The organism is Pseudomonas fluorescens (genome assembly GCF_003732425.1).
GTDB lineage: Bacteria > Pseudomonadota > Gammaproteobacteria > Pseudomonadales > Pseudomonadaceae > Aquipseudomonas > Aquipseudomonas fluorescens_BE.
The window spans coordinates 902,809-926,755 of record NZ_MOBX01000003.1; the positions used below are offsets into that span (position 1 = coordinate 902,809).

The 23,947-nt window shown below is 58.9% G+C and carries 15 protein-coding genes; 6 read left to right on the forward strand and 9 right to left on the reverse strand.

The genetic code is table 11. The features are described from left to right. Nucleotides 1–113: 113 nt before the first annotated feature. Nucleotides 114–1,424, reverse strand: coding sequence for an MFS transporter (locus BK670_RS06925; RefSeq protein ID WP_123449159.1), 1,311 nt, complete (start codon nucleotides 1,422–1,424; stop codon nucleotides 114–116). 172 nt (nucleotides 1,425–1,596) lie between these two features. Here BK670_RS06925 and BK670_RS06930 point away from each other — a divergent pair, with 172 nt between their 5' ends. The 4 genes from BK670_RS06930 (at nucleotide 1,597) to BK670_RS06945 (ending at nucleotide 7,288) form a co-directional block, all read left to right on the forward strand. Further along, nucleotides 1,597–2,715, forward strand: coding sequence for a sugar diacid recognition domain-containing protein (locus BK670_RS06930; RefSeq protein WP_123449160.1), 1,119 nt, complete (start codon nucleotides 1,597–1,599; stop codon nucleotides 2,713–2,715). A gap of 217 nt (nucleotides 2,716–2,932) precedes the next feature. Further along, complete coding sequence (locus tag BK670_RS06935) at nucleotides 2,933–4,075, forward strand: glycerate kinase (protein ID WP_123449161.1); 1,143 nt, start codon at nucleotides 2,933–2,935, stop codon at nucleotides 4,073–4,075. 358 nt (nucleotides 4,076–4,433) lie between these two features. After that, the gene (locus BK670_RS06940; protein WP_123449162.1) at nucleotides 4,434–6,059 is read left to right on the forward strand and encodes a methyl-accepting chemotaxis protein; all 1,626 of its coding nucleotides are present in this window, start codon (nucleotides 4,434–4,436) and stop codon (nucleotides 6,057–6,059) included. A gap of 41 nt (nucleotides 6,060–6,100) precedes the next feature. Then, entirely contained in the window at nucleotides 6,101–7,288 is a 1,188-nt protein-coding gene (locus tag BK670_RS06945; protein ID WP_123449163.1) for a pyridoxal phosphate-dependent aminotransferase, read from the forward strand. A gap of 117 nt (nucleotides 7,289–7,405) precedes the next feature. Here BK670_RS06945 and BK670_RS06950 read toward each other — a convergent pair whose 3' ends face one another. From BK670_RS06950 to BK670_RS06970, 5 genes are all read right to left on the reverse strand, one after another. Then, on the reverse strand, nucleotides 7,406–8,383 hold the full coding sequence (locus tag BK670_RS06950) for a 2-hydroxyacid dehydrogenase (RefSeq protein ID WP_123449164.1): 978 nt from the start codon (nucleotides 8,381–8,383) through the stop codon (nucleotides 7,406–7,408). Nucleotides 8,384–8,396: 13 nt separating this feature from the next. Then, the gene (locus tag BK670_RS06955) at nucleotides 8,397–9,695 is read right to left on the reverse strand and encodes an MFS transporter (protein ID WP_123449165.1); all 1,299 of its coding nucleotides are present in this window, start codon (nucleotides 9,693–9,695) and stop codon (nucleotides 8,397–8,399) included. A 48-nt stretch (nucleotides 9,696–9,743) separates the two neighbouring features. Then, a complete protein-coding gene (locus BK670_RS06960) occupies nucleotides 9,744–10,772 on the reverse strand; it encodes a sugar kinase (RefSeq protein ID WP_123449166.1) in 1,029 nt (342 codons plus the stop codon). After that, nucleotides 10,765–11,547, reverse strand: a complete 783-nt coding sequence (locus BK670_RS06965; protein WP_123449167.1) for a sugar phosphate isomerase/epimerase family protein — start codon at nucleotides 11,545–11,547, stop codon at nucleotides 10,765–10,767. The genes BK670_RS06960 and BK670_RS06965 overlap by 8 nt, the downstream gene beginning before the upstream one ends. A gap of 165 nt (nucleotides 11,548–11,712) precedes the next feature. Further along, the gene (locus BK670_RS06970) at nucleotides 11,713–12,741 is read right to left on the reverse strand and encodes a LacI family DNA-binding transcriptional regulator (protein ID WP_123449168.1); all 1,029 of its coding nucleotides are present in this window, start codon (nucleotides 12,739–12,741) and stop codon (nucleotides 11,713–11,715) included. A gap of 223 nt (nucleotides 12,742–12,964) precedes the next feature. On the opposite strand from BK670_RS06970, the gene BK670_RS06975 reads away from it, so the two are divergent. Together BK670_RS06975 and BK670_RS06980 are read left to right on the forward strand one after the other, a co-directional pair. After that, entirely contained in the window at nucleotides 12,965–15,805 is a 2,841-nt protein-coding gene (locus tag BK670_RS06975) for a hypothetical protein (protein WP_185036732.1), read from the forward strand. 293 nt (nucleotides 15,806–16,098) lie between these two features. Next, nucleotides 16,099–18,588, forward strand: a complete 2,490-nt coding sequence (locus tag BK670_RS06980; RefSeq protein WP_404942469.1) for an autotransporter outer membrane beta-barrel domain-containing protein — start codon at nucleotides 16,099–16,101, stop codon at nucleotides 18,586–18,588. A 62-nt stretch (nucleotides 18,589–18,650) separates the two neighbouring features. Here BK670_RS06980 and BK670_RS06985 read toward each other — a convergent pair whose 3' ends face one another. From BK670_RS06985 to BK670_RS06995, 3 genes are all read right to left on the reverse strand, one after another. Beyond that, on the reverse strand, nucleotides 18,651–19,292 hold the full coding sequence (locus BK670_RS06985; RefSeq protein WP_123449169.1) for a DUF1345 domain-containing protein: 642 nt from the start codon (nucleotides 19,290–19,292) through the stop codon (nucleotides 18,651–18,653). A gap of 141 nt (nucleotides 19,293–19,433) precedes the next feature. Further along, nucleotides 19,434–22,532 carry an efflux RND transporter permease subunit gene (locus BK670_RS06990; RefSeq protein WP_123449170.1) on the reverse strand — a complete coding sequence of 1,033 codons (3,099 nt, stop codon included), beginning with the start codon at nucleotides 22,530–22,532 and terminating at the stop codon, nucleotides 19,434–19,436. A gap of 15 nt (nucleotides 22,533–22,547) precedes the next feature. Then, nucleotides 22,548–23,705 carry an efflux RND transporter periplasmic adaptor subunit gene (locus tag BK670_RS06995; RefSeq protein ID WP_123449171.1) on the reverse strand — a complete coding sequence of 386 codons (1,158 nt, stop codon included), beginning with the start codon at nucleotides 23,703–23,705 and terminating at the stop codon, nucleotides 22,548–22,550. Between the last annotated feature and the right edge of the window lie 242 nt (nucleotides 23,706–23,947).

Consider the following 23,947-nt stretch of genomic DNA (forward strand, 5'->3'; position numbering starts at 1 on the left):
GGGGGAGAGGGCTGGGGTGAGGGGGAAAAGATCGTTAGAACACCACAAAACCCAAGCCGAACCCCCAATAAAAAACGGCCCTGATAAGGGCCGTTCTTCCGTGCATCAGAAACTCAAGCCCGCAACGTCCGCGTCATGCGCAAGGCCAGCAAACTCCCGCCGACAATCACGGCTGCCAGGAGATACAAGGCCGCGTCCGTCGAACCGGTGCTGTCCTTGACCCAACCCACCAGGTACGGGCTGAGGAACCCGGCCATCTGCCCCATCGAGTTAATCAACGCCAGCCCGCCGGCCGCAGCGCCGGCACTCAACATCGCCGTCGGCACCGGCCAGAACATCGGCAGGCCGGTCAGTGCGCCCATGGTGGCAATGGTCAGACCCAGAATCGCAATCGCCGGGTTGGCCGCGAAGTTCACCGCAATCACCAGACCGATCGCGCCCATCAACATTGGCACCACCAAGTGCCAGCGACGCTCTTTGCGCAGATCCGCCGAACGACCGACCATCAGCATGAACACCGCCGCCAGCAGATACGGAATCGCACTCAGCCAGCCAATCACCAGGTTATCGCTGAAGCCAAGGTTCTTGATGATCGACGGCAGCCAGAAGTTGATCGCGTAGACGCCGCTCTGGATGCAGAAGTAGATCAGGCCGAACGCCCAGATCGCCGGGTTCTTGAACACCGCCAGCAACGAGTCGGAGGTGGTTTTCGGCTTGTTCGCCAAGTCTTCGGCCTGATCGGCTTCAAGCACCGCGCGCTCGTGCGGACTCAGCCACTTGGCGTTGGCGAAGCTGTCGCTCAGCAGGAAATAGGCGAGGGCGCCGAGGATCACTGTGGGAATGCCTTGCAGCAGGAACATCCACTGCCAACCGGCCAATCCGCCCTGGCCAGCGGCGAAGTGATTGAGAATCCAGCCGGAGAACGGGCTGCCGAGCAGGCCGGACACCGGGATCGCCGACATGAACAACGCCATGATCCGCCCACGGCGAAAGGTCGGGAACCATTGCGAGAGGTACAACACGACGCCCGGGAAGAAGCCGGCTTCGGCCGCACCGGTGAACAGACGCAGGGTGTAGAACTCGGTCGGGGTGGTGACGAACAGCAGACAGGTCGACAACGTGCCCCAAGTGATCATCATCAACGCAATCCAGCGCCGTGGGCCGAATCGGGTCAGGGCCAGGTTGCTCGGTACGCCGCACAGCACGTAGCCGATAAAGAAGATACCGGCACCGAGGCCGTACACGGTTTCGCTGAATTTCAGTGCATCGAGCATCTGCAGTTTGGCAAATCCAACGTTGACCCGGTCGAGGTAGTTGAACAAGTAGCAGATGAAAATGAAGGGGATCAAACGCAGGGTGATGCGTTTGTAGACGGCGTTTTTATCGTCATCGATGGTCTGGGTAGCTGCGGCGCTCTGCGACATAGCGGCTCTCTCTTTATTATGATTTTTTGCGATGCAAAGGGTAACGTTGATCGCCCCGAGAGTCTCGGCCACCTGTGGCCGGATTGTCTTTGTGCCTGAGCACAGGGTTTGCCGCCAGACCCTGTGCGGGTGAACAACTTGTCCGTGCCTGTTTTCAAGGATTCCAGCGCTTATGTTCGAACTCGATCACGACCTCGCCCAGGACATCGTCGACCGGGCCATGGCCATTTTGCCCTACAACGTCAACGTCATGGACAGCCAGGGGCTGATCCTCGGCAGTGGCGAACCGGAGCGCATCAACACCCGTCACGAAGGCGCGCAACTGGTGCTGGCCAACGGTCGCGTGGTCGAGATCGATGCGCAAACGGCCGTGCATCTGAAAGGCGTACAACCGGGGATCAACCTGCCGCTGTTGCTCGATCAGCGCTTGATCGGTGTCCTCGGCATCACTGGCGAACCGGAGCAATTGCGCACTTACGCCGAACTGGTGCGCATGACCGCGGAAATGCTCGTCGGCCAGCGCAATCAGCAGGCCGAACAGCAATGGCGGCGCCAGCGTTGTGATGATTTGCTGGCGCTGCTGTTGAGCGAGGCGGGAGATTCGCCGCGTCTGGTCGATGAGGCGCAGCAACTTGGGCTCAAGCCGCAACTGACGCGGGTGCCGTATCTGTTCGAGCTGGGCATGGAACATGGGCCGGGGCAAACCGTTGAGGCGCTCAGTGCCTGGCTGATGTCGCGTTATCCCGATAGCTGGTGCGTGAGTTCGGCGAAGTCGTCACTGCTGTGGTGCCGCCCGGCGAGTCAAAACGTCGAGCATGACCGCTTGCTGGAAAAACTCGACGGCCTCGGCTGGAAGATTTTGCGCATCGCCGTGGGCGGGCAGGCCGATGGGCTCACCGGGCTGCGTCGTTGTTATCGGCGCGTGGGTGACTTGCTCGCCTATGGTCGCGAAGTGTTGCCGCACTCGCGGTTGCTGACGCTGAACCGCTATCGCTTGCCGGTGATGTTGTGGCGGCATCGCAATGACGATGCGCTGGACGAATTGCTTAAACCGCTGCGTAAGGTGATCGCCAAGGACGGCAATGGCCAGTTGCTCGCGACGCTGCGCAGTTGGTGCGAGCACGATGGCCAGAGTCAGGCGTGTGCCGATGCGCTGGGGATTCATCGCAACAGTTTGCGTTACCGGATGGAGCGGATTGCCGAACTGAGTGGAGTTGATCCGTTAAGGCTGGACGGGATGCTGGCGCTGTATCTTGGGGTGCAACTGCTGCCGCACACTGATCCGAATTGATTGGGCGCCTATAAGGAAGCCTTCGCGAGCAGGCTCGCTCCCACAATGGAATGCGATCAACCTGTGGGAGCGAGCCTGCTCGCGAAGAGGCCGGAACATTCAAAAACAGATCTTTTGTGAAAATGAACAATAAACGCCTGCCCCACTTGTGCAGCGGACAGGCGTCAAGGCGCAGGCCGACTGGCAGCATGAGGGGCATTGCAACCGGAGAATTCCCATGAAGATCGTCATCGCCCCCGACTCGTTCAAGGACAGCCTCAGTGCCCAAGGCGTCGCCGAAGCCATCGCCCTCGGCCTGGCACAGGTCTGGCCGCAGGCAACGATGGTCAAATGCCCGATGGCTGATGGCGGCGAAGGTACGGTCGAGTCGATTCTTGCTGCCTGCGAAGGCGAACTGCGCCGCACCCGTGTGCGTGGCCCGCTGGGCACCGCCGTCGACGCCGCGTGGGGCTGGTTGCCACACAACCACACCGCAATCATTGAAATGGCCGAGGCCAGTGGCTTGCAATTGGTACCGCTGGGACAACGCGATGCCTGCATCAGCAGCACCTTCGGCACCGGCGAATTGATTCGTGCCGCGCTGGATGCTGGCGCGCAACGGGTGATTCTGGCGATTGGCGGCAGTGCGACCAACGATGGTGGCGCCGGGGCGATGCAGGCGCTGGGCGTGAAGTTGCTCGATGCACAGAATCAAGCGTTGGTGCCCGGTGGCCTGGCATTGGCGCAACTGGCTCGGCTGGACCTGAGCGAACTCGACCCACGTCTGGCGCAGGTGCGTTTCGATATCGCCGCTGACGTGAACAACCCGTTGTGCGGCCCGCACGGTGCTTCAGTGATTTTCGGCCCGCAGAAAGGTGCCTCGCCGGCGCAAGTGCAGCAACTCGATCAGGCGTTGGCGCACTTCGCCGAATTGTGCGCGCAAGCCTTGGGCAAAGACGTCCGCGACGAACCGGGTAGCGGTGCGGCGGGTGGTTTGGGGTATGCGGCCAAGGCATTCCTTGGGGCGCAATTCCAGGCTGGCGTTGAAGTGGTCGCCGAACTGGTCGGCCTCGCCGAAGCAGTTAAAGGTGCCGACCTGGTGATCACCGGGGAAGGTCGCTTCGATGCCCAGACCTTGCGCGGCAAGACCCCGTTCGGAGTTGCGCGGATAGCCAAGCAGCACGACGTCCCGGTCATTGTCATCGCCGGGACGTTGGGCGAGGGTTATCAAGAACTTTACGGTCACGGTATCGATGCGGCGTTCGCCGTGACCAGCGGCCCGATGACGCTGGAGCAGGCCTGCGCCGAAGCACCGCGCTTGTTGCGTGAACGCGCGACGGACATCGCCCGAGTCTGGCAGCTTGCCAAACACAAACACTGAACTTCACCGACAACCCTGTGGCGAGGGAGCTTGCTCCCGCTGGGCTGCGAAGCAGCCCCAATCCCTGCCACCGCATTCCTTCCTGATTCACCGCGGTCAATGGTTTTACGACTGCTGCGCAGTCGAGCGGGAGCAAGCTCCCTCGCCACAGGGCGGATCAACCAGTCAGGGTGTTTCATTGTTGTAACACCCTGAAAAATAATTGCTCTTGCCCCGCAATCTTCCTAAAGCCTGGCCGATACAGCTAACAGGCGCGCACCAAACTTCCTGACAACAGTGACGCCGGACTGAGCCCGCCCCCCACGGGCCAGTGATGACGCATGGACGCTCGTAGTTTCTATCTTTCGAGAGCTCAACTATGTCCCTGCGTAACCTGAATATCGCGCCCCGTGCCTTCCTCGGTTTTGCCTTTATCGCCTTGCTGGTGATCGTGCTCGGCGTGTTCGCCGTCAACCGCATGTCGCTCATCCGTCAGGCTTCGATCGACATGGACTCGACGCAATTGCCCAGCGTCACTCACCTCAGTGCGGTAACGGAAAACGTCCTGCGCATGCGCATCCTGTCGTTCCGTGTACTGGTCAATCGTGAGCCGGCCAGCCTGCAAGAGGCGCAGACGCGCATTGCCGTGCTGGTCGACAAGGCGCGCAAGGCTCAGGCCAGCTATGCCGCGCTGCCGGCAGGCCCTGAAGAACGTGAAATCTACCAGACCTTCTCAACCACCCTGGACAACTACCTGCAAGCGCAGAGCCAGATGATTGAGCTGTCGCGTCAGGACAAACTCGACGAGATGCGCCTCCTGATCAACACACGGATCAAGGATGGCACTGACCAGATGGGCGAGCAGCTCAACAAGCTGATTGCAATCAACACGGCCGATGCGAAAACGGCAGCTACCAAGGCTGGTGAACACTACGACAGCGCTGTGACCGGGATCATCATCGTTGCCGTGATTGCAGCGCTGGCCACCGTGCTACTGGCCTGGCTGCTGACCCGCAGCATCGTCACCCCGCTGAACCGTGCTGTACTGGCCGCGCAAACCATCGCCGACGGCAACTTGAGCAAAACCATCGAAGTCGACGGCAAGGACGAAGCGACGCAGTTGCTGCAGGCGCTCGCCTCCATGCAGACCAACCTGCGCAAAACCATTGAACAGATCGCCGGCTCCGCCACGCAACTGGGCGCTGCTGCCGAAGAACTCAGCGCGGTAACCGAAGAAGCCTCCCGGGGCCTGCAGCAGCAGAACAATGAAATCGAGCAAGCCGCCACTGCCGTCAACGAGATGACCGCCGCGGTCGAAGAAGTCGCGCGCAACGCCGTGTCGACCTCCGAAGCCTCGAACCAGTCGACCCACGCCGCCCGCGAAGGTCGCGATCAAGTGGTGAAAACCGTCGACGCGATCCAGACCATGACCCACGACGTGCAGAACACCGCGCAGATGATCGAAGGCCTCGCCGCGCAGGGTCGAGACATCGGCAAAGTGCTCGACGTGATCCGTGCCATCGCCGAACAGACCAACCTGCTGGCGCTCAACGCCGCAATCGAAGCCGCACGTGCCGGTGAGGCCGGGCGGGGTTTTGCCGTGGTGGCGGACGAAGTGCGGGCACTGGCCCATCGCACGGCGCAGTCGACCCAGGAAATCGAAAAAATGGTCGCCGGCATCCAGAACGGCACCGGCGAAGCGGTGTCGTCGATGCAGCAAAGCAACCAGCGCACCCAGACCACCCTGGAAATGGCCCGCGCGGCCGGGGTAGCGCTGGAGCAGATCACCCAGTCGATCCATCAGATCAACGAACGCAACCTGGTGATCGCCAGCGCCTCGGAAGAACAGGCGCAAGTCTCGCGCGAGGTCGACCGCAACCTGGTCAACATCCGCGATCTGGCCACGCAATCGGCCGCCGGGGCCAACCAGACCAGCGCCGCGACCCACGAACTGTCGCGTCTGGCGGTGGATTTGAATGCCATGGTGGCGCGTTTCGTGATTTGAGATACGGTGAAGGCTGGAAACCGCGCAATCAGGAGACGTACATGCGCTATTCAGCCTTGACCCAACGAATCGCCGGGGAGGGAGCAGCGGCCTGGCAGATTCATGACCGAGCGCTGGAGTTGCGCGCCGAGGGTGTCGATATCTTGCTGCTGAGCGTTGGCGACCCGGATTTCGATACACCTTTGCCGATTGTCCACGGCGCGATCGACAGCTTGCTCGCTGGCGATACCCATTACTCCGAAGTGCGTGGCCGTTTGGCGCTGCGCACGCTGATTGCCGAACGCCATCGTCGGCGTAGCGGGCAATCAGTCGATGCCGACCACGTCATCATCATGCCCGGCGCGCAATGCGCGGTGTATTCGGTGGCGCAATGTCTGCTCGATCCCGGCGATGAAGTGATCGTCGCCGAACCGATGTACGTCACCTACGAAGGCGTGTTTGGCGCATGCGGCGCGACGGTGGTGCCGGTGCCGGTACGTCCGGAAAACGGTTTCCGCGTCGACCCGCTCGACGTCGCCGCGCGCATCACGCCGAAAACCCGCGCCATGCTGCTCAACAGTCCGAACAACCCCAGCGGCGCGAGCCTGTCATTGCTGATCTGGCAGGAACTGGCGGCACTGTGCATCCGCCATGACTTGTGGCTGATCAGCGACGAGGTCTACAGCGAACTGCTGTATGAAGGTCAGCACGTCAGCCCGGCCAGTTTGCCGGGCATGGCCGAACGCACGGCGACGATCAACAGCCTGTCGAAATCCCACGCCATGACCGGATGGCGCATTGGCTGGATGATCGGGCCGAAATCGTTGGCCGAGCATTTAGTCAATTTATCGCTGAGCATGCTCTTCGGGCTGCCGGATTTTGTGCAGAAGGCCGCGCAGATTGCGTTGGAAACCGATTTGCCGGAAGTGACGCAGATGCGTGAGGAATATCGCCTGCGTCGGGATCTGGTCTGCGAGCGTTTGCACGGTTGCCCGGGGCTGTACCCGATTCGGCCTGATGGCGGCATGTTCGTGATGGTCGATGTGCGCCAAACGGGGCTGGATGCCCAGGCATTTGCCGAGCAGTTGCTGGAGGGTTATGGCGTGTCGGTGCTGGCGGGTGAGGCATTCGGGCCAAGTGCGGCGGGGCATATCCGCATTGGTTTGGTGCTGGACCGGGTGAAGCTGGCGGATGCCTGTGCGCGGATTGCGCTTTGTGCGGCGCAGCTTCTGCAGGCGCGTAGTGCCTGATGGATTTGGGTTGCCTGTTCCGGCCTCATCGCGAGCAGGCTCACTCCCACAGTTGAAATGCATTCCCCTGTGGGAGCGAGCCTGCTCGCGAAGGCGGCATTACAGGCACCGATTAATTCAATCCTGCCAAGCCAATGGATTCACCAGATTCGCCGGCTTATCTCCCTTCAGCGCGGCCAACAGATTCTCCACCGCACACCGCGCCATCGCCTCGCGCGTCTCATGCGTCGCCGAGCCCATATGCGGCGTCGCCACCACATTGTTCAGCTGCAACAACGGCGAATCATGATTCAGCGGCTCACGCTCAAACACATCCAGCCCCGCCGCACGAATCCGTTGATGACGCAGCGCCTCGATCATCGCCGCCTCATCCACCACCTTGCCCCGCGAGATGTTGATGAAGATGCTCTCCGGGCGCATCAGCGCAAACTGCTCGGCGCCAATCAAACCTTCGGTCTGCGCCGTCAGCGGCAAGGTCAGGCAAACGAAATCGGCCTGTTTGAGCAGGTCTTCGAGGCTGCGGTATTGCGCATCGAATCGCGCCTCGACCGCCGGCTTGCGCGACTGGCTGTGATAGATCACCGGCATGCCGAAACCGAAATGTCCACGCTGCGCCAACGCTTCGCCGATGCGGCCCATGCCGATAATGCCCAACGTCTTGCCATGCACATCGGTGCCGAAGTGCGCCGGGCCGATGTTGCGGCTCCATTGGCCGCTGCGCACCATGTTCGCCAGTTCGACCACGCGCCGGGCGGCGGCGAGGATCAGGGCGAAACCGGTGTCAGCGGTGGTTTCGGTGAGAACGTCCGGGGTGTTGCTCAGCAAAATCCTGCGCCGGCTCAGGTAATCGATGTCGTAGTTATCGACGCCCACCGAAACGCTGGCAATCGCTTCGAGTTGTGGCGCCAGATCAAGCAACGCCGCGTCGAGTTTCAAGCTGGCGCCGAGCAAACCGTGGGCGTGGGGCAGGGCATCGCGCAGTTGCATGAGGCCGTCGGCGTCGAGGCTGTTGATCAGCGTCACCTCGCACTGTTCTTGCAAACGCGCCATCAGCGCGGGCGAAAGTTTCTTGTACAACACGACCTGTTTTTTCATGGCAAAAGTCTCTTCAGGAATGCGCCGGCACGGCACGCGTGGCGACGGCTTTGGCGACGACGCGATCACTGGCGCCGGGCTTGAGAAAAATCGTCAGCACCACCGACAGCAGCAATGCGCCGCTCATCAGCAGGTACGAAGCACCGGGCGAGCCGGTGGAGCTGTTCAGGTAACCGACCAGATACGAGCCGCCGAACGAACCGAGCGCGCCCATGCTGTTGATCAGCGCCATGGCGCCGCCGGCGACGTTGGCCGGGAGAATCTCCGGGACGATGGCAAAGAACGGCCCGTAAGGCGCATACATGCAGGCGCCGGCAATCACCAGCAGCGTGTACGACCACCAGAAGTGTTCGGCACCCAGTGCGTAGGAGCCGTAGAACGCGATCGACGCGATCAGCAGCGGCGGCCAGACAAAGCGTTTGCGCTTCTGCAACTTGTCCGAACCCCACGACACCAAAAGCATGCCAATCACCGCCGCCAGATACGGCAGCGCCGACAGCCAGCCGGCCTCGATCATGTCCATTTGCGCGCCGGCCTTGAGGATCGACGGCAGCCACAGCACAAAGCCGTAAACGCCGATGCTCCAGCAGAAAAACTGCAACGCGAGAATGATCACCTTCGGCGAGCGGAATGCCTCGGCGTAGTTCTTCACTGCTTTGATACCGACCTGTTCGGCCGCCAGTGCGTTTTCCAGATCCTGCTTTTCCTGCTCGTTGAGCCACTTGGCCTGCGCCGGACGATCATCGGCCAGACGCCACCAGATAAACGCCCAGAGCACCGCCGGCAGACCCTCGATGATGAACATCCAGCGCCAGCTGAAATGCTGCACCAGATATCCCGAAACCACCGACATCCACAGCATCGTCACCGGGTTGCCGAGGATCAGGAACGTGTTGGCCCGCGAGCGTTCCGCGCGGGTAAACCAATGGCACAGATACACCAGCATCGCCGGCATTACCGCCGCCTCCACCACACCGAGCATGAAGCGGATGACGATCAGCCAGTAGGCATTGGAGACCACGCCGGTCAACGTGGCGAGGCCGCCCCAGAGAATCAGGCTGACGAAAATCAGCTTCTTCACGCTGTGTTTTTGCGCGTAGATCGCACCCGGCACCTGGAAGAAAAAGTAACCAAGGAAGAACAGCGCACCGAGCAGCGACGACAGGCCGGGGGTGATCATCAGGTCTTCGGCCATGCCCGATGCGGCGGCGAAGCCGTAGTTGGCGCGATCCAGATACGCCAGGCTGTAGGTGATGAAGACGATGGGCATGATGTACCACCAGCGGCGGGTGGCGAGGGTTACGGTTTTCATGGGTCTTGCTCCTGAGCTTGTTGTTTTTGTCGCAGCAGGTTCAATTGATCAGTTGTCTGTGACGGCCCCATCGCGAGCAGGCTCACTCCTACATTTGAAATGCGTTCCCTTGTAGGAGTGAGCCTGCTCGCGATCGGCGCCTTCGAATTCAGTGAGGAGTTCTGCCCGGGTCGGCAATCCCTCCATATCCCCGCGACTCTGCACCGCCCGACTGCCAATCCAGTTCGCGCGCTGCACCGCCTCGGCAAAACCCTGATGCTCCAGCAGGGCACTGATCATCCCCACTGCAAAGCCGTCACCGGCACCGACCGTGTCGACGACATTGGCGACCGGCACACCGGCGACAAATCCTGACGCTAGATGCGTTCGGTAATAAGCGCCCTCCGGCCCGAGTTTGATCGCTACCGCTTCGGCGCCCTGATCGAGATAAAACGCGGCAATGTCCGCCGGGTCTTCGAAACCGGTGAGCAAACGACCTTCGCTCAACCCCGGCAACACCCAATGGGCGAGGGCGGCTAAGCGGTTGATCTCGCTGATCATCTCGCGCTCGCTGGCCCACAGGCTCGGGCGCAGATTGGGGTCGAACGACACGCTGCGCCCGGCATTGCGCATGCGTGTCATCAGTTCAAAGGACATCTCGCGCGCCGAGGCCGAGAGCGCCGGCGGGATGCCTGTCGCATGCAGATGGCGGGCGCCCAACAGGCTGGCAGTGATCGACTGCGGCGACAAATGACTGGCCGCCGAACCGCGCCGGAAATACTCGACCTGCGGGTCGCTGCCATCGTCGTTGCGGGATTTGAACTGGAACCCGGTCGGGTGCTGTTTATCGACATCGACGTGACTGCAATCCAGACCTTCCTTAATCAAGGTCTCGACCACAAAGCGCCCGAGCGAATCGTTGCCGACCCGGCTCAGCCACGCGACGTTGAAACCCAGGCGCGACAGCCCGATCGCTACGTTACTGTCGGCCCCGGCAATGCGCTTGTGAAAGTGCTCGACCGCCGCGAGATCACCGGTCTGCTCGGCGACCAGCATCGCCATGGTTTCACCGAACGAGAGAATATCGATCTCAGACATGAGCTGCCTCCAGACGCGATTGGCCGAGGCGGGCGAGGGCGGCGACGTGCTCGGTGGTCAGTTGCACCAAGTCATCGCCCTGCAATGGGTATTCGGCGGCGCGCATAACGCCTTGGGCCATGTGCCGCAGCAGTTGTTCCCACAGGTGCAGGTCACTGGCGGCCGGCGGCACCGCGACCAGTTTGCCGTCGGCGCGCCGGGCCACGGCTTTGCAGTGCACATAGCCGACATGCCGGCCAAGCAGGCGGGCGGCGCTGGCAGCGGACTGGTCCTGCCATTGCCAGTTGCCGATGTCGAAGGTCATCTTGATCGGCAGGTTGTGCTGCTCGACGGCCGCGAAGAAGCGCTGAAACGGTTCGATGCGTCCACCGTGCAGGGTCTGGTCGTTCTCCACCAGCAACTGCACTGGCGTGTGCTTCAAGCGTTCGGCCAAGGCTTGCAGATCATTGGTGTCGGTGAAGTAGCCGAGGGAGACTTTCAGCCATTTCGAGCCGAACGCTTCGGCCTGTTGCAGGGCGGTGATCAACTCGGGATTGGGCTGCGCCTGACCGGCGAGCCACAGTTCGGAGGGGGAGGAATAGATGCTTTGCAGGCCCTGCGCCAGGGTGGCCTGAGCCAGTTGCGTTGGGTCTTCGCGCGTTAGCAATTCCTCGCGCCACTCAATGCGATTCGCCCCGGCCGCAGCCAGAACATCGATGAAAGCATCCTGCCCGCGCTGGCGCACAAGTTCGGCGCCGTAGCTGGACAGACTGATGGAAACGGCGGGTTTATTCATTGTTATTGACCTCTGAAACCGGTTTCATTTTTGTTCAAAAAAAATCAGGTGGTTCTGTGCTGTCCTTTCGGGCGCCTTCGCGAGCAGGTCGAATCGTCGCACCGTCGCTCCCACATTTGGAACGCGGTCACCTGTGGGAGCGAGCCTGCTCGCGAAGGCGTCAGATCAAACACCACCAACCTCACGGGTCGATCCACGCTCCACCAGCACCGGCGCAAAATCCATCACCCGCGCCTCCTCGTCATCCCCGCGCAAGCGCTTGAGCAAACAGTCAAACGCCCGCGCGCCAATCTCCTGCGTCGGCTGGGCCAGCGCAGTAATTCCGCTGCCCACCAACGGATACCAATCCAGATCATCCAGGGCAATCAGCCCGACATCCTCGAACAACCGAACACCCAATACTCGCAATGCCGACGTGGCCGCCAACGCCGCCACGCCATTGGCGCAAAACAGCGCTTTCGGGCCGTTACCGGGGGTGTTTAAAAAAGTTTGAAGCTGAGTGTCCAGATCGTCGCCGGTTTCCAGCACTGTGCCGGCCAGGACCGAGCGCTGAGCAATCTGCGCCTGAAAACTGCTGACCCGCTCGATCCGCGAACTGGTGCCGTCATAGGGTTCAGTCACCAACACCAGATCCCGATAACCGCGCTGCTCCAGATGCGCCAGCGCCATCTCCACCGCTTGCGGGTTGTTCAGTCCGACCATGTCGCTGTCGAGCCCGTCGACCTTGCGATCCACCAGCACCATCGGCATCTCGCCGCGCAACTCGTGTAACTCGTCACGGTGATGGCCCAGGGTGTTCACGATCAGCCCTTCGATGTTGTACGAGCGCAACAGCGCCAGGTGCTGGCGTTCCTGCTCGTCATCGCGATCGGTGTTGCACACCACCAGGCTGTAGCCGTGCGCACGGCAGGCGGTTTCCACCCCGTGCATCACGGCAATCGAATAAGGGTTACGGATATCGGCGACCAGCATGCCGATCAGGCGTGTGCGCCCGCGTTTCAGGCCTCGGGCCATCTGGTTGGGGCGGTAGCCGAGTTCGCTGATGGCCTGCTCGATGCGCAGGGCAATGGCATCGGAGAGCAGGGCGCGATCATCGCCGATAAAGCGCGAGACGCTGGCCTTGGAGACCCCGGCGCGTTCGGCGACGTCGAGCATGGTCACGCGGCTGCGTTGGGCGGTGGAGAAGTCATTCACGGTTGAGTCTTCTTATTGTCTGAAACCGGTTTCAGGAGACACCAATTTCTTTGGTTGCGTCAAGTGAAGACCTGGTTGGTAGTGAAAAGGTAGACCGCCGTTTCCGACAAACGGTAGCGACACCTGTCAGATCTGACAGTTGGCGAATGATGGGGGGAAGCGCCTAATTCGCTCAACGGATCAGCGATCGTTTTTACAAGCGGAACTTAAATTGGTGTGGTGGATGGAAATCATGAGTTCAGATGGTATTTCCAGAAATAGTCCCTCGAAAGGTGTATTTGCCGCACCACTCTCAGTCGAGGGTATTGATAACAATGATCTGGACGGATATATCCCCAGAGACATTTTGTTAAAGGGCACTCGTATCGTTATTCCGCGCCCGGATGACACCGGACCCAATGACCAATTGATTGTGTTTTGGGTTCAGAACTCAATAGAAACAGAAATTTTTGACCAGACCTATCCTGTGGGGGTTATTGATCCTTTTATTTATGTGCCCCTGACGCCGGAGCAAATGGCAACTGACGGTGTTGCGGATGTTTATTACATGTTTTGGAAGAGAGGTGGCGGTAATCCGGATCAGTCACCACCGCGCAAACTGACGATCGATCACACAGCTCTTTTGAGCTTTCCGGAACCCTTGCCGGTGAACGCAACAATCTGGGGATATTGGAATAACAATACGAACCCGCCATTGACAGATGGTGGCACTCTGCGAATTCGCCCTCTGGATAATATTGCTCGGCCATTAGATGTCGCGTGGATTGTATGGAGGGGATATCGGAGTCTTAACGGAAGTGGTCCGGAGGTGGCAGAAGTTTATGGTCGCTGGGATAAAACACTTTCTGCTACAGATATAAAAAACGGCTTCAATTATGTAGTGCCGTTTCAAAATCATATCAGTTCGTTGATTGGCAATGATTCCGCAATTTTCGTCTGTCAATTGTACCGCGACGGCAGAATCATTGCTGAATCAGAAAAAGGATTGGTGAAAATCGATCGAGTAACACCTGGTAACCCTGGCCCTTTTGGCCTGACCTCGCAAGGAGAGACGATGATGGGAATTAAATTTGTACCTAAAAAACAACGGCCAGCTTCTACTGGTATTTCATCAGATGCTGGGATTTTTGCGGATATTGCAGTTGATACACTGGCGGGTGGTTTTATCGCAAAAGCTGTAATGGATTCTGGGACTTTGGCCATCAATTTCACTCGTACACCGGATGAATTGGAAAACGACAATATTGATGTTAAGTACCGTGAAAAAGGAGAGTCGACCTGGACTGATTACCCAGAGACCATCGAACTTGGTCCGGTTGCTGGTCGGCCGGTTGGCACCATCCCACTGCCGTTGGATACCGGTTTTTTCGCTGAAAAGGCTACCTCACCCGGTCCGACTGTCTGGGAACTCATGATTGAGCTTTTTAAAGGAGGGGGCGGTAACAGTGAAGGCTCCAATACTCTGGAATTTACGGTAGATCAGCTCGCACCGGTCAATACAAAAAACCCTCCCAAAAAAATCAGGCCGACGCCAGTTCCGGTTTTTGTCAATGGCACCCCGCTTCCGCTGCGCACTATTGACCGGGCCTGGATAACTGCTAATGCGAATATGAATTTCACGGTGAATGTTGCTTATTTCGGGCGTCGTCTTGACGACAACCTGACCGTCTGGTTGAACTCCGCTACGCAAGGTTCACCGAGAGTTGAAGTCTATAATGGACAAGTTCCTGCTGGTGGTACGTTCGCCATTCCTAGCAGCGAGTTGCTTCAATTCACGAATGGACGCGTTAATCTGACTTATCGCTGGGATGACTGGCTGGGTAATCTGGGCGAGGAGTCAGTTTCTACTCCCATTCTGACATTGGCATTGCCACAAGCACCATCGGTAGCAAAAGCCCCGTTGGTGCCAGAAACGGATCCAAATTACAGCCAAGCGCTCTATTGGGAAAACTTTGATGGCGGTATTGCGGCTATCGTCGAAAACGCCTTTATTACACACGCGGAGACCGGGGATAATGTCTTTGTAGTAGTTACAAGATCCGATGATGTCACCAATTATTTCGAGACTGCCAAACAGCCATGGGCTAATGCCAATTTGAGCTTTGATCTTGTCTACGCAGATATTGCTAAGATATTTGACGGTGCCGACGAGCCCGTGGAAGCCACGATCCACTGTGAAATAGAGCGGACCGGTATTCCGAACGCTATTTCACCTTCTGCAACCATTACGTTGGCATTCGATATTGCGGGTGTGACACCGCCAAATCCTCCCGATCTGAACAATCCGGATCTGCAACTGCCGGTTGTGCGGGGGGTTTCCAAAGTTGATAACGTTATCGCAGCTACTGATCGCGACAAGCCAGGTACTTTCACAGTAACGAATGGTCTTACAGATCCGGATATTGAACCGGGGCATACCGTCAAGTGTTACTTGGGGAGTTCCACTACACCTTTTGAGACATTTAGTCCGCTTGTCTCTGTCGCAGAGTTTGAGGTTGTGATTCCGGCAGGTGACATGGCCAAGTTGACACCGCCAAGCGATACAGCTCGTTACACTATCGAGAAGACCGGAGTCGGTCATAACGTTAACAAATCCTTGTCGCAAACAGTAGTCGTCAATCGGATTCCGGTTGTCCTGCCGGAACCTACTATCAGAATCCGTAGGCCTGATCTTCGCGACTATATCGAGTGTTATGCGATGACCAGTCCCACGAGTGGTTATGTTCTGGGACTGCAGATTAGAAAAGACTCGCTGTTACCGCCGGGCACGGTTATCACGGCACATTTTGAAGCGCACTCGAATGCGACGGGTACTGCGTTGATTGCCAATACGGCCGCCTCGGCGACTTATACCATTCAGGGGGCCGCCGTGCCTGACGTTGCTGGCGTGGGTACCGCTGCACACTTCAAGGCCGCTCAGCCTAAGCGACTAGGTCAAGCTGTATGGGGTAAATACTGGTATGAAGCCCAAGGTGGTCAGCAAGCATCAACGCCGATCATTAAACCATTGGATACTATCAGTAACAGCTTCCAGTACTGCGATCTGACAATAGCGCCAGTCTAGGGCAGCGATCAATAGCGTTGTTTTTTAATCGCGAGAGGGGCGATTGTCTCTCTCGCGATTGTTATTCCTATTAAGGGAAATTTGATTATGCCTTCGCTCTGGAGGGATAAATCGCTGTGCATTAAACGACTATTCCTACATAAAACATTCATTTTTCTCATTAGTCTGTCGGACGTTTTTTAGGTGGGCGCTTGCATCACTGCCGAAAACACAGCGGTTGTAATAGTGCAGATTTGAGGAAGTACCCCATGTCCATTTCTTTTCGCTCCAAATCCCCGAACACCATCAGACTGATGATGGCGGCGGCGACATTGATCGCTGCACCCCAGGCTTACAGTCGAATCCTGTTGCCAGGCGAGAGTGAAGTAGTCACCAATCCACCGGCGCCAGAAGCCTGGGGGGTGTCCCAAGGGGGAACACTGACCATCGATAACTCGACGGCGCTGACCATCCGTTCACAAAGTGCTAATGTCATTTTCAACGGTGGTCAGAGCCAGCGTATCGATGCAAACACCTCTTCGTTGAATATGTCCGGCGCTACGGTCAATAGTGCGTCGGGCCGGGGAGCTATCCAACTCATTGACAGCAAAGCAAGGATCGACAAGTCGACTATCACCAGCACTAACAGTTTCGGGCTTTTGCTGGGACGTAATGTCTCCACACCGGCATCATCCTCTGTCACCGTTACTGGCAACAGTGTCATCACCGGCGCGATAGGCGGTGCACAAGCGGTCGGTTTTGCCGTGCTCAACCTTACAGACTCCACTGTCGTCGGCACCCGGGCCACCAGTTATGGTGTGCAACTGGGTGGTGCAACTCTTTCCGCGACGGGCAGCACGATTACCGGCGCACAGGACGGCCTGCAAATCGTGACCGACACGGTCGGCGTCAAGGCCAGCACCGTGACGCTCAATAACACCCGTGTGACCGGCGGGACTGGATCGGCCATCGTATTGGGTTCCTCCGGCAGCGCCGGGACTGTCGCCAACATCAATGTCAGCGGCAGTTCCGAACTGTTAGGCGGCAATGGCTCAGTGTTGAAAGCGATCAATCGTTCCACCGCCAACTTCAACGTCGATGGCAGTTCCCTGACCGGCGACGTGATTGCCGAGAGCGGCAGTACGGTTTCACTCATCATGCAAAATGCAGCCACGCTGAACGGCAATCTGCAGAATGTCACCCAGTCCAGGTTCGACAGTGGCAGTACCTTGAACGGCGACGTTGAAGGCGTCGCGGGAACGGCGGCCACCGTCAGCGTCGACAATGGTTCAAGCATCATCGGTAACATCAACAATGTCGCGAGCCTTTCGTTGAATAACTCCAGCACGCTGACCGGTAACGTCACCAGCGATGCCCACGGGAGTGTATTGCTGGACAATGGTTCGGAACTCACCGGCCAGATCACCAACTCGAGCAACCTGACCATCAACAATGCTGCGCGATGGGTCATGACCGGCGACAGCACCGTGCAGCAACTGGGCATGAACAACGGTGTCGTGCAAATGGGCACGAACGAGCAGTTCCAGCAACTGCATGTCGGCGATCTTTCCGGTCGCGGTACGTTTGTGATGGGCACGGATCTGGGCAACGGCAATACGGACTTCCTGAATGTCACCGGCAACGCCACTGGGCAGCATCAATTGCAAATCGCTGCTACCGGCACAACGCCTGTCACGGCAGAAGCCGTGAAGGTCGGCAATATTGCCGCGGGCGACGCGAGTTTTACGCTGGGAGGACGTGAAACTGTGGACGCGGGCACGTTCGTGTATCGGTTGGCCAAAGAAGGTCAGGGCCTGTACTTGAACCCGGACAAGGAAACCGTGAGTACTTCGAGTAACACCGCGCTGGCCCTGGCGGGCAGTGCTCGCAGTGTCCTGAATGCCGAGGCCGCCATGCTCAGTGATCAGTTGGGTGACCGCAGTCTCAGTCTCCGCCCTGAAGCCTCGTTGCGTGCGATGGATGACAGCTCGGTGAAACTGAGCAACAGCGTTTGGGTTCGCACTTACGGTAACCAGTACAACGTCGACAACGCGTATGGCGACGGTTACACCCAGAACCAGACCGGTATTACCGGTGGCGCCGATACAATCGTCGATATTGGCGGGCGCGCATGGGTACTGGGTGGATTTGTCGGCACGAGTCGAACTGACATTGATCTGAAATACGGCTCCAGCGCCATTGTCGACAGCGTGAACGCAGGTGTTTACGGCAGCACGTTTGATGTCGACAGCGGTGTATTCGTCAATCTCATGGCCAAAATCAATCAGTTCGATAACAAAGCCAAAGTGACGATGAGCGATGGCACCCGCACGAAGGGTGACTACAAGTCTCTGGGATTAAGTGGTTCTGCAGCAATCGGCAAACATATTCGTCTCAAGGATGAGTATTTTGTCGAGCCGCAGGTACAGATTTCGACGGGCGTTGCGCAAAGCGATGAATACAGGCTCGACAACGGCCTGCAAGTCAAAGCCGATACCATGCGTTCTGTTCAGGGCAAAGTGGGTGTTCGCGGCGGGCGTGTCATCACGCTGGATAACGGCAGTTTGCTGGAGCCCAGTCTATCGACCGCATTCAATCACGAGTTTGTCAAAACCAACGAGGTCAAGATCAACGACGACAGCTTCGATGACGATCGTGCGAGCCGCTCTGTGGAGTATGGCGCAGGTCTGAAGTGGACACCGGCGCAACGTACATGGCAGGTTTCCGCCCAGGTGGGTGGCAGCAAAGGGACAACTGTGAGCCAGGACTGGAGCGGTAGCTTGCGAGTCAGCTACTTCTTCTGATCGGTTACCGGTGAATTGAAAATGCCCTGACAGTGTCAGGGCATTTTTTGTTCGGAGCTTGTTCAGCCAAACAGTCCTGCGGCGATATTGATCGAAAACCCCAGTATCGCTGTGTTGAAAACAAACCCTATCAACGACTGCGCCAGCACAATTTTGCGGATATCCCGCGTTGCCACCCCGACATCGGCAGTCTGCACTGCCACACCGATGGTGAACGAGAAGTACAAGAAGTCCCAATAGTTGGGTGTGGTCAGCCCTTCGGCAAAGCGCAGCGCCGGCTCCTTGCCATCCCAGGTGTAATACAACCTCGCGTAATGCACACAGAAAATCACCCCGATCAGCAGCCACGAGCCGATCACCGTCAGCGCGGTGAAACCGTAATGCAGGAGCTTGAGCGTGGTTTCCAGGTCTTTGCTGCCGGCCAGTTCGAAGGTGATGGTGGCCAGGCTGGCCAGCGCGGCGATGCACACTACGAACAGCACCAGCCCGGCGTTTTCGTCTTCGACTTCAGCAATGCGTTTGACGTCCGGGGCCTTGGCGCGCACGGTCAGCCAGAACATCAGAATCAGGTAGGTCCAGACACCGGCATTCCAGCCGATGAGGATTTTGCTGACGATGGAATCGGCGGGGGCCAACAAGCCGGTGGCGAGGCCGAACAGGGCGGCGGCGGACAGGCGAGGGTGGGTGCGGGCGAGGAAGCGCATGGGGACTCACGTTGGTGAACTGTCCCTGCACCATAGCGTACGCAACCCTGCTTTTGTAGGAGCTGCCGAAGGCTGCGATCTTTTGATCTTCTAAAAACAAAGTCAAAAGATCGCAGCCTTCGGCAGCTCCTACAGTTTGGATCAGTGGGGTTTGGTGAATCGTTGTACGAGCTTCATGACCACGACGAAGAAGACGGGCACGAAGATCACCGCCAGTGTCGCGGTAATCATCCCGCCAATCACGCCGGTGCCGATCGCTTGCTGACTCGCCGAGCTGGCGCCAGTGGCAATCGCGAGCGGCACCACACCGAGAATGAACGCCAGCGAAGTCATCACGATGGGGCGTAGGCGCAAACGCGCGGCCTGCAACGTCGCATCGATCAGATCGTGACCTTCGTCATACAAACTCTTGGCGAACTCGATGATCAGGATCGCGTTCTTCGCCGACAGTCCGATGATGGTAATCAGACCAACCTTGAAGAACACGTCGTTGGGCATGCCGCGCAACGTCACGGCCAACACTGCGCCGAGCACACCCAGTGGCACCACCAGCAACACCGAGGTCGGAATCGAGCAGCTCTCGTACAGCGCCGCCAGACACAGGAACACCACCAGCAACGACAGACCGAGCAGAATCGGCGCCTGATTGCCAGACAAGCGTTCCTGCAACGACAACCCGGTCCATTCCTGGCCCAGGCCTTTCGGCCCCTGCGCAACCAGACGTTCGATTTCCGCCATGGCCTCACCGGTACTGTGCCCCGGTGATGGTTCGCCGGAAATCGCAATCGCCGGATAGCCGTTGTAACGGGTCAACTGCGCCGGGCCCTGAATCCAGTTGGCCTGGACGAACGCCGACAGCGGCACCATGTGCCCGGCATTGTTGCGCACATGCATTTTCAGCAGATCGGTCACCTGGCTGCGTTGATCGCCTTCGGCTTGCACGACAACACGCTGCATGCGCCCCTGATTGGGGAAGTCATTGATATAGCTGGAACCGACGGCAGTGGACAGCACATTGCCGATATCGGCGAACGAGACGCCGAGGGCATTGGCCTGCTTACGATCAACCACCAACTGCACCTGCGGCGCTTCGGCCAGCGCGCTTTCGCGCACGTTCATCAGTACCGGACTTTTTTCGGCGGCAGCCAGCAATTCAGTGCGTGCCTGCATCAAGGTCGCATGGCCGAGGCCACCGCGATCCTGCAGACGGAACTCGAAACCGCTCGACGTGCCGAGGCCATCCACGGGCGGTGGCAGCACCGAGAACGCCATGGCGTCCTTGATTTCACTCAGCGCGATATTGGCGCGATCGGCAATCGAGCTGGCGGCGTCATCACTGCTGCGCTGCGACCAGTCCTTTAGTGTCGAGAACGCCAAAGCCGCGTTCTGGCCGCTACCGGAGAAGCTGAAACCGAGAATCACCACCGTGTCACTGATCCCCGGCTCGCTGGCGTTATGCGCCTCAAGCTGTTCAGCCACGGCCACCGTACGATTCTTGGTGGCGCCGGGCGGCAGTTGAATATCCGTGATGGTGTAACCCTGATCTTCCACCGGCAGGAACGAGGAGGGCAGACGCGCGAAGCACAGGCCCAGCCCAACCAGCAACACAACGTAGATCAGCAGGTAACGGCCGCTGCGTTTCAGCGCATAGCCGACCCAGCCCTGATAGCGATCGGTCAGGTGCTCGAAGCGGCGGTTGAACCAGCCGAAGAATCCGGACTTTTCATGATGCTCGCCCTTGGCAATCGGTTTGAGCAGCGTCGCGCACAATGCCGGGGTCAGGGTCAGGGCGAGGAACGCCGAGAACAGAATCGACGTCGCCATCGACAGCGAGAACTGTTGGTAAATCACCCCGACCGAGCCCTGCATGAACGCCATCGGGATAAACACCGCGACCAGCACCAGGGTGATGCCGATGATCGCGCCGGTAATCTGTGTCATGGCTTTGCGGGTGGCTTCCTTGGGCGACAGGCCTTCGGTGGCCATGATCCGCTCGACGTTCTCCACCACCACGATGGCGTCATCCACCAAAATGCCAATGGCCAGGACCATGCCGAACATCGTCAAAACGTTGATCGAGAAACCCAGCGCGAGCATGGTCGCGAACGTGCCCATCAGCGCCACCGGTACCACCAGCGTCGGAATCAGCGTGTAACGCACGTTCTGCAGGAACAGGAACATCACCGCGAATACCAGCAGCATCGCTTCGCCCAAGGTGTAAACCACTTTGGTGATCGAGACTTTGACGAACGGTGAGGTGTCGTACGGGATCTTGTATTCGACGCCCGCCGGGAAGTAGCGCGACAGCTCATCCATCTTCGCCCGCACCAGTGTTGCAGTGCTCAGCGCGTTGGCGCCCGGCGACAGTTGCACGCCGACGGCGGTGGACGGCTTGCCATTAAGGCGGGTGCCGAACTGGTATTCCTGACTGCCGATCTCGACCCGTGCCACGTCACCGATGCGCACCGTGGAGCCATCCGGATTGGCCTTGAGCACGATGTCGGCGAACTCTTCCGGTGTCGACAACTGGCCCTTGACCAGAATCGTCGCGGTGATTTCCTGGGTAGACGGCGACGGCAGATCACCGATGCTGCCCGCCGAGACCTGGGCGTTCTGCGCGACGATGGCTTCATTGACATCGGCCGGCGTCAGGTTGAAGGCGATCAGCTTTTGCGGATCGATCCAGATGCGCATGGCGCGCTCGGCGCCGTACAACTGTGCCTTGCCGACACCGTCCAGACGCTTGATCTCGTTCATCACGTTGCGCGCCAGATAATCACTGAGCGCTACGTCATCGAGTTTGCCGTCGCTGGAGGTCAGGGTGATCAGGAGCAGGAAACCGGACGAAACTTTTTCGACCTGCAAACCCTGCTGGTTGACCGCTTGCGGCAGGCGCGACTCGACCACTTTGAGGCGGTTTTGCACATCAACCTGCGCCAGTTCCGGGTTGGTGCCCGGCTGAAAGGTGGCTTTGATCGTCGCGCTGCCGAGGCTGCTTTGCGATTCGAAGTACAGCAAGTGATCGGCGCCATTGAGCTCTTCTTCAATCAGGCTGACCACGCTTTCATCGACAGTCTGCGCCGAGGCGCCGGGGTACACGGCGTAAATTTCGATCTGCGGCGGGGCGACGTCGGGGTATTGCGCCACCGGCAATTGGGGGATGGCCAGCGCACCGGCCAACAGGATGAACAACGCGACGACCCAGGCAAACACCGGGCGGTCGATAAAGAACTGCGGCATAGAAAAGCGTCCTGCTTACTGACCAGAGGTCTGGGCAAGTGGAAGAGGGGTGTCGTCGATCTGCACGATTTCGCCGGGGCGGGCGTGTTGCAGGCCTTCGATGACGATGCGATCGCCGGGCTTGAGGCCGCCGGTGACAATCCAGCGATTGTTTTGCACCGCGCCCAGTTGCACCGGTTGCTGCGCGACACGCATCTGGTCATCGACGGTGAGCACTTGGGCGATACCGGCGCTGTCACGCTGCACAGCACGCTGCGGTACGGTGATGCCGTTCTGGATGGTTGCCTGTTCCAGACGCACGCGGATGAAGCTGCCCGGCAGCAAATCCAGATCCGGGTTGGGGAACTCGCTGCGCAGGATGATCTGGCCGGTGCCCGGGTCGACGGTGATGTCGCTGAACAATAATTTGCCCGGCAGCGGATACAGGCTGCCGTCATCCTGAATCAGCGTGGCTTTGACCTGATCCTGGCCGACTTCCTGCAACTGCCCGGAGCGGAACGCACGGCGCAATTCGTTGAGTTCACGGGTCGATTGGGTGAGGTCGGCGTGAATCGGGTTGAGCTGCTGAATCAGTGCCAACGGTGTGGTTTCGTTCTGCCCGACCAGTGCACCTTCGGTGACCAGCGCACGGCCGACGCGACCGGAAATCGGTGCGGTGACGGTGGCGTAACCGAGGTTCAGTTTTGCGCGTTCGACGGCAGCCTTGTTGGCCGCAACGTCAGCGGCGGTTTGCCGGGCATTGGCGCGGGCGTTGTCGTAGTCCTGAGCGCTGATGGCTTTGTCGTCGATCAACTGGGCGTAGCGCTGCTCCTGCAGTTTCGCTTGAAAGGCATTGGCTTCTGCCTTGCGCAACGCTGCTTCAGCGCTGTCGAGGTCAGCCTTGAATGGTGCAGGATCGATGCGAAACAGCACATCGCCCTTTTTCACGTCGCTGCCTTCGCGGAAGGTGCGCTGCAAGACCACACCGGCCACCCGTGCGCGTACTTCGGCGATGCGTGGCGCGGCGATGCGGCCGCTGAGTTCGCTGCTGAGCGTCAGGGGATGCGCTTCGATCGTCTCGATGCGCACGGTGGCCGGTGGCGCCTGATCCTCTGCCTTCGAGGATGAATCACAGGCGCTCAGTGTCAGCGCCATCGCGATCAGGCCGAGTCCGGCCAGCAGTTTCTTCGACATGTACAACCCCCAATATTGATGTCCGCATCCTACGGGCAGACGCCGAGATTAGCGGTGAAGGTTTGTAGGCGCTGTGTGAAATTGTGTAAGGGTTTTGCTCAGGAATGGGCGAGGGCGTATATCCTTCAGGTCTTGAAATTTATTGCGACAGATAGATAGCTTTCGCGAGCAGGCTCGCTCCCACAAGGGATCGCATTCCAAGTGTGGGAGCGAGCCTGCTCGCGAATGTGCCTCATCGTTCG

Bases quoted from the DNA above. Each gene is read 5' to 3' on its own strand.
- BK670_RS06925 (WP_123449159.1), bottom strand. From the start codon at position 1,424: ATGTCGCAGAGCGCCGCAGCTACCCAGACCATCGATGACGATAAAAAC.
- BK670_RS06930 (WP_123449160.1), top strand. From the start codon at position 1,597: ATGTTCGAACTCGATCACGACCTCGCCCAGGACATCGTCGACCGGGCC.
- BK670_RS06935 (WP_123449161.1), top strand. From the start codon at position 2,933: ATGAAGATCGTCATCGCCCCCGACTCGTTCAAGGACAGCCTCAGTGCC.
- BK670_RS06940 (WP_123449162.1), top strand. From the start codon at position 4,434: ATGTCCCTGCGTAACCTGAATATCGCGCCCCGTGCCTTCCTCGGTTTT.
- BK670_RS06945 (WP_123449163.1), top strand. From the start codon at position 6,101: ATGCGCTATTCAGCCTTGACCCAACGAATCGCCGGGGAGGGAGCAGCG.
- BK670_RS06950 (WP_123449164.1), bottom strand. From the start codon at position 8,383: ATGAAAAAACAGGTCGTGTTGTACAAGAAACTTTCGCCCGCGCTGATG.
- BK670_RS06955 (WP_123449165.1), bottom strand. From the start codon at position 9,695: ATGAAAACCGTAACCCTCGCCACCCGCCGCTGGTGGTACATCATGCCC.
- BK670_RS06960 (WP_123449166.1), bottom strand. From the start codon at position 10,772: ATGTCTGAGATCGATATTCTCTCGTTCGGTGAAACCATGGCGATGCTG.
- BK670_RS06965 (WP_123449167.1), bottom strand. From the start codon at position 11,547: ATGAATAAACCCGCCGTTTCCATCAGTCTGTCCAGCTACGGCGCCGAA.
- BK670_RS06975 (WP_185036732.1), top strand. From the start codon at position 12,965: ATGGAAATCATGAGTTCAGATGGTATTTCCAGAAATAGTCCCTCGAAA.
- BK670_RS06980 (WP_404942469.1), top strand. From the start codon at position 16,099: ATGATGGCGGCGGCGACATTGATCGCTGCACCCCAGGCTTACAGTCGA.
- BK670_RS06985 (WP_123449169.1), bottom strand. From the start codon at position 19,292: ATGCGCTTCCTCGCCCGCACCCACCCTCGCCTGTCCGCCGCCGCCCTG.
- BK670_RS06990 (WP_123449170.1), bottom strand. From the start codon at position 22,532: ATGCCGCAGTTCTTTATCGACCGCCCGGTGTTTGCCTGGGTCGTCGCG.
- BK670_RS06995 (WP_123449171.1), bottom strand. From the start codon at position 23,705: ATGTCGAAGAAACTGCTGGCCGGACTCGGCCTGATCGCGATGGCGCTG.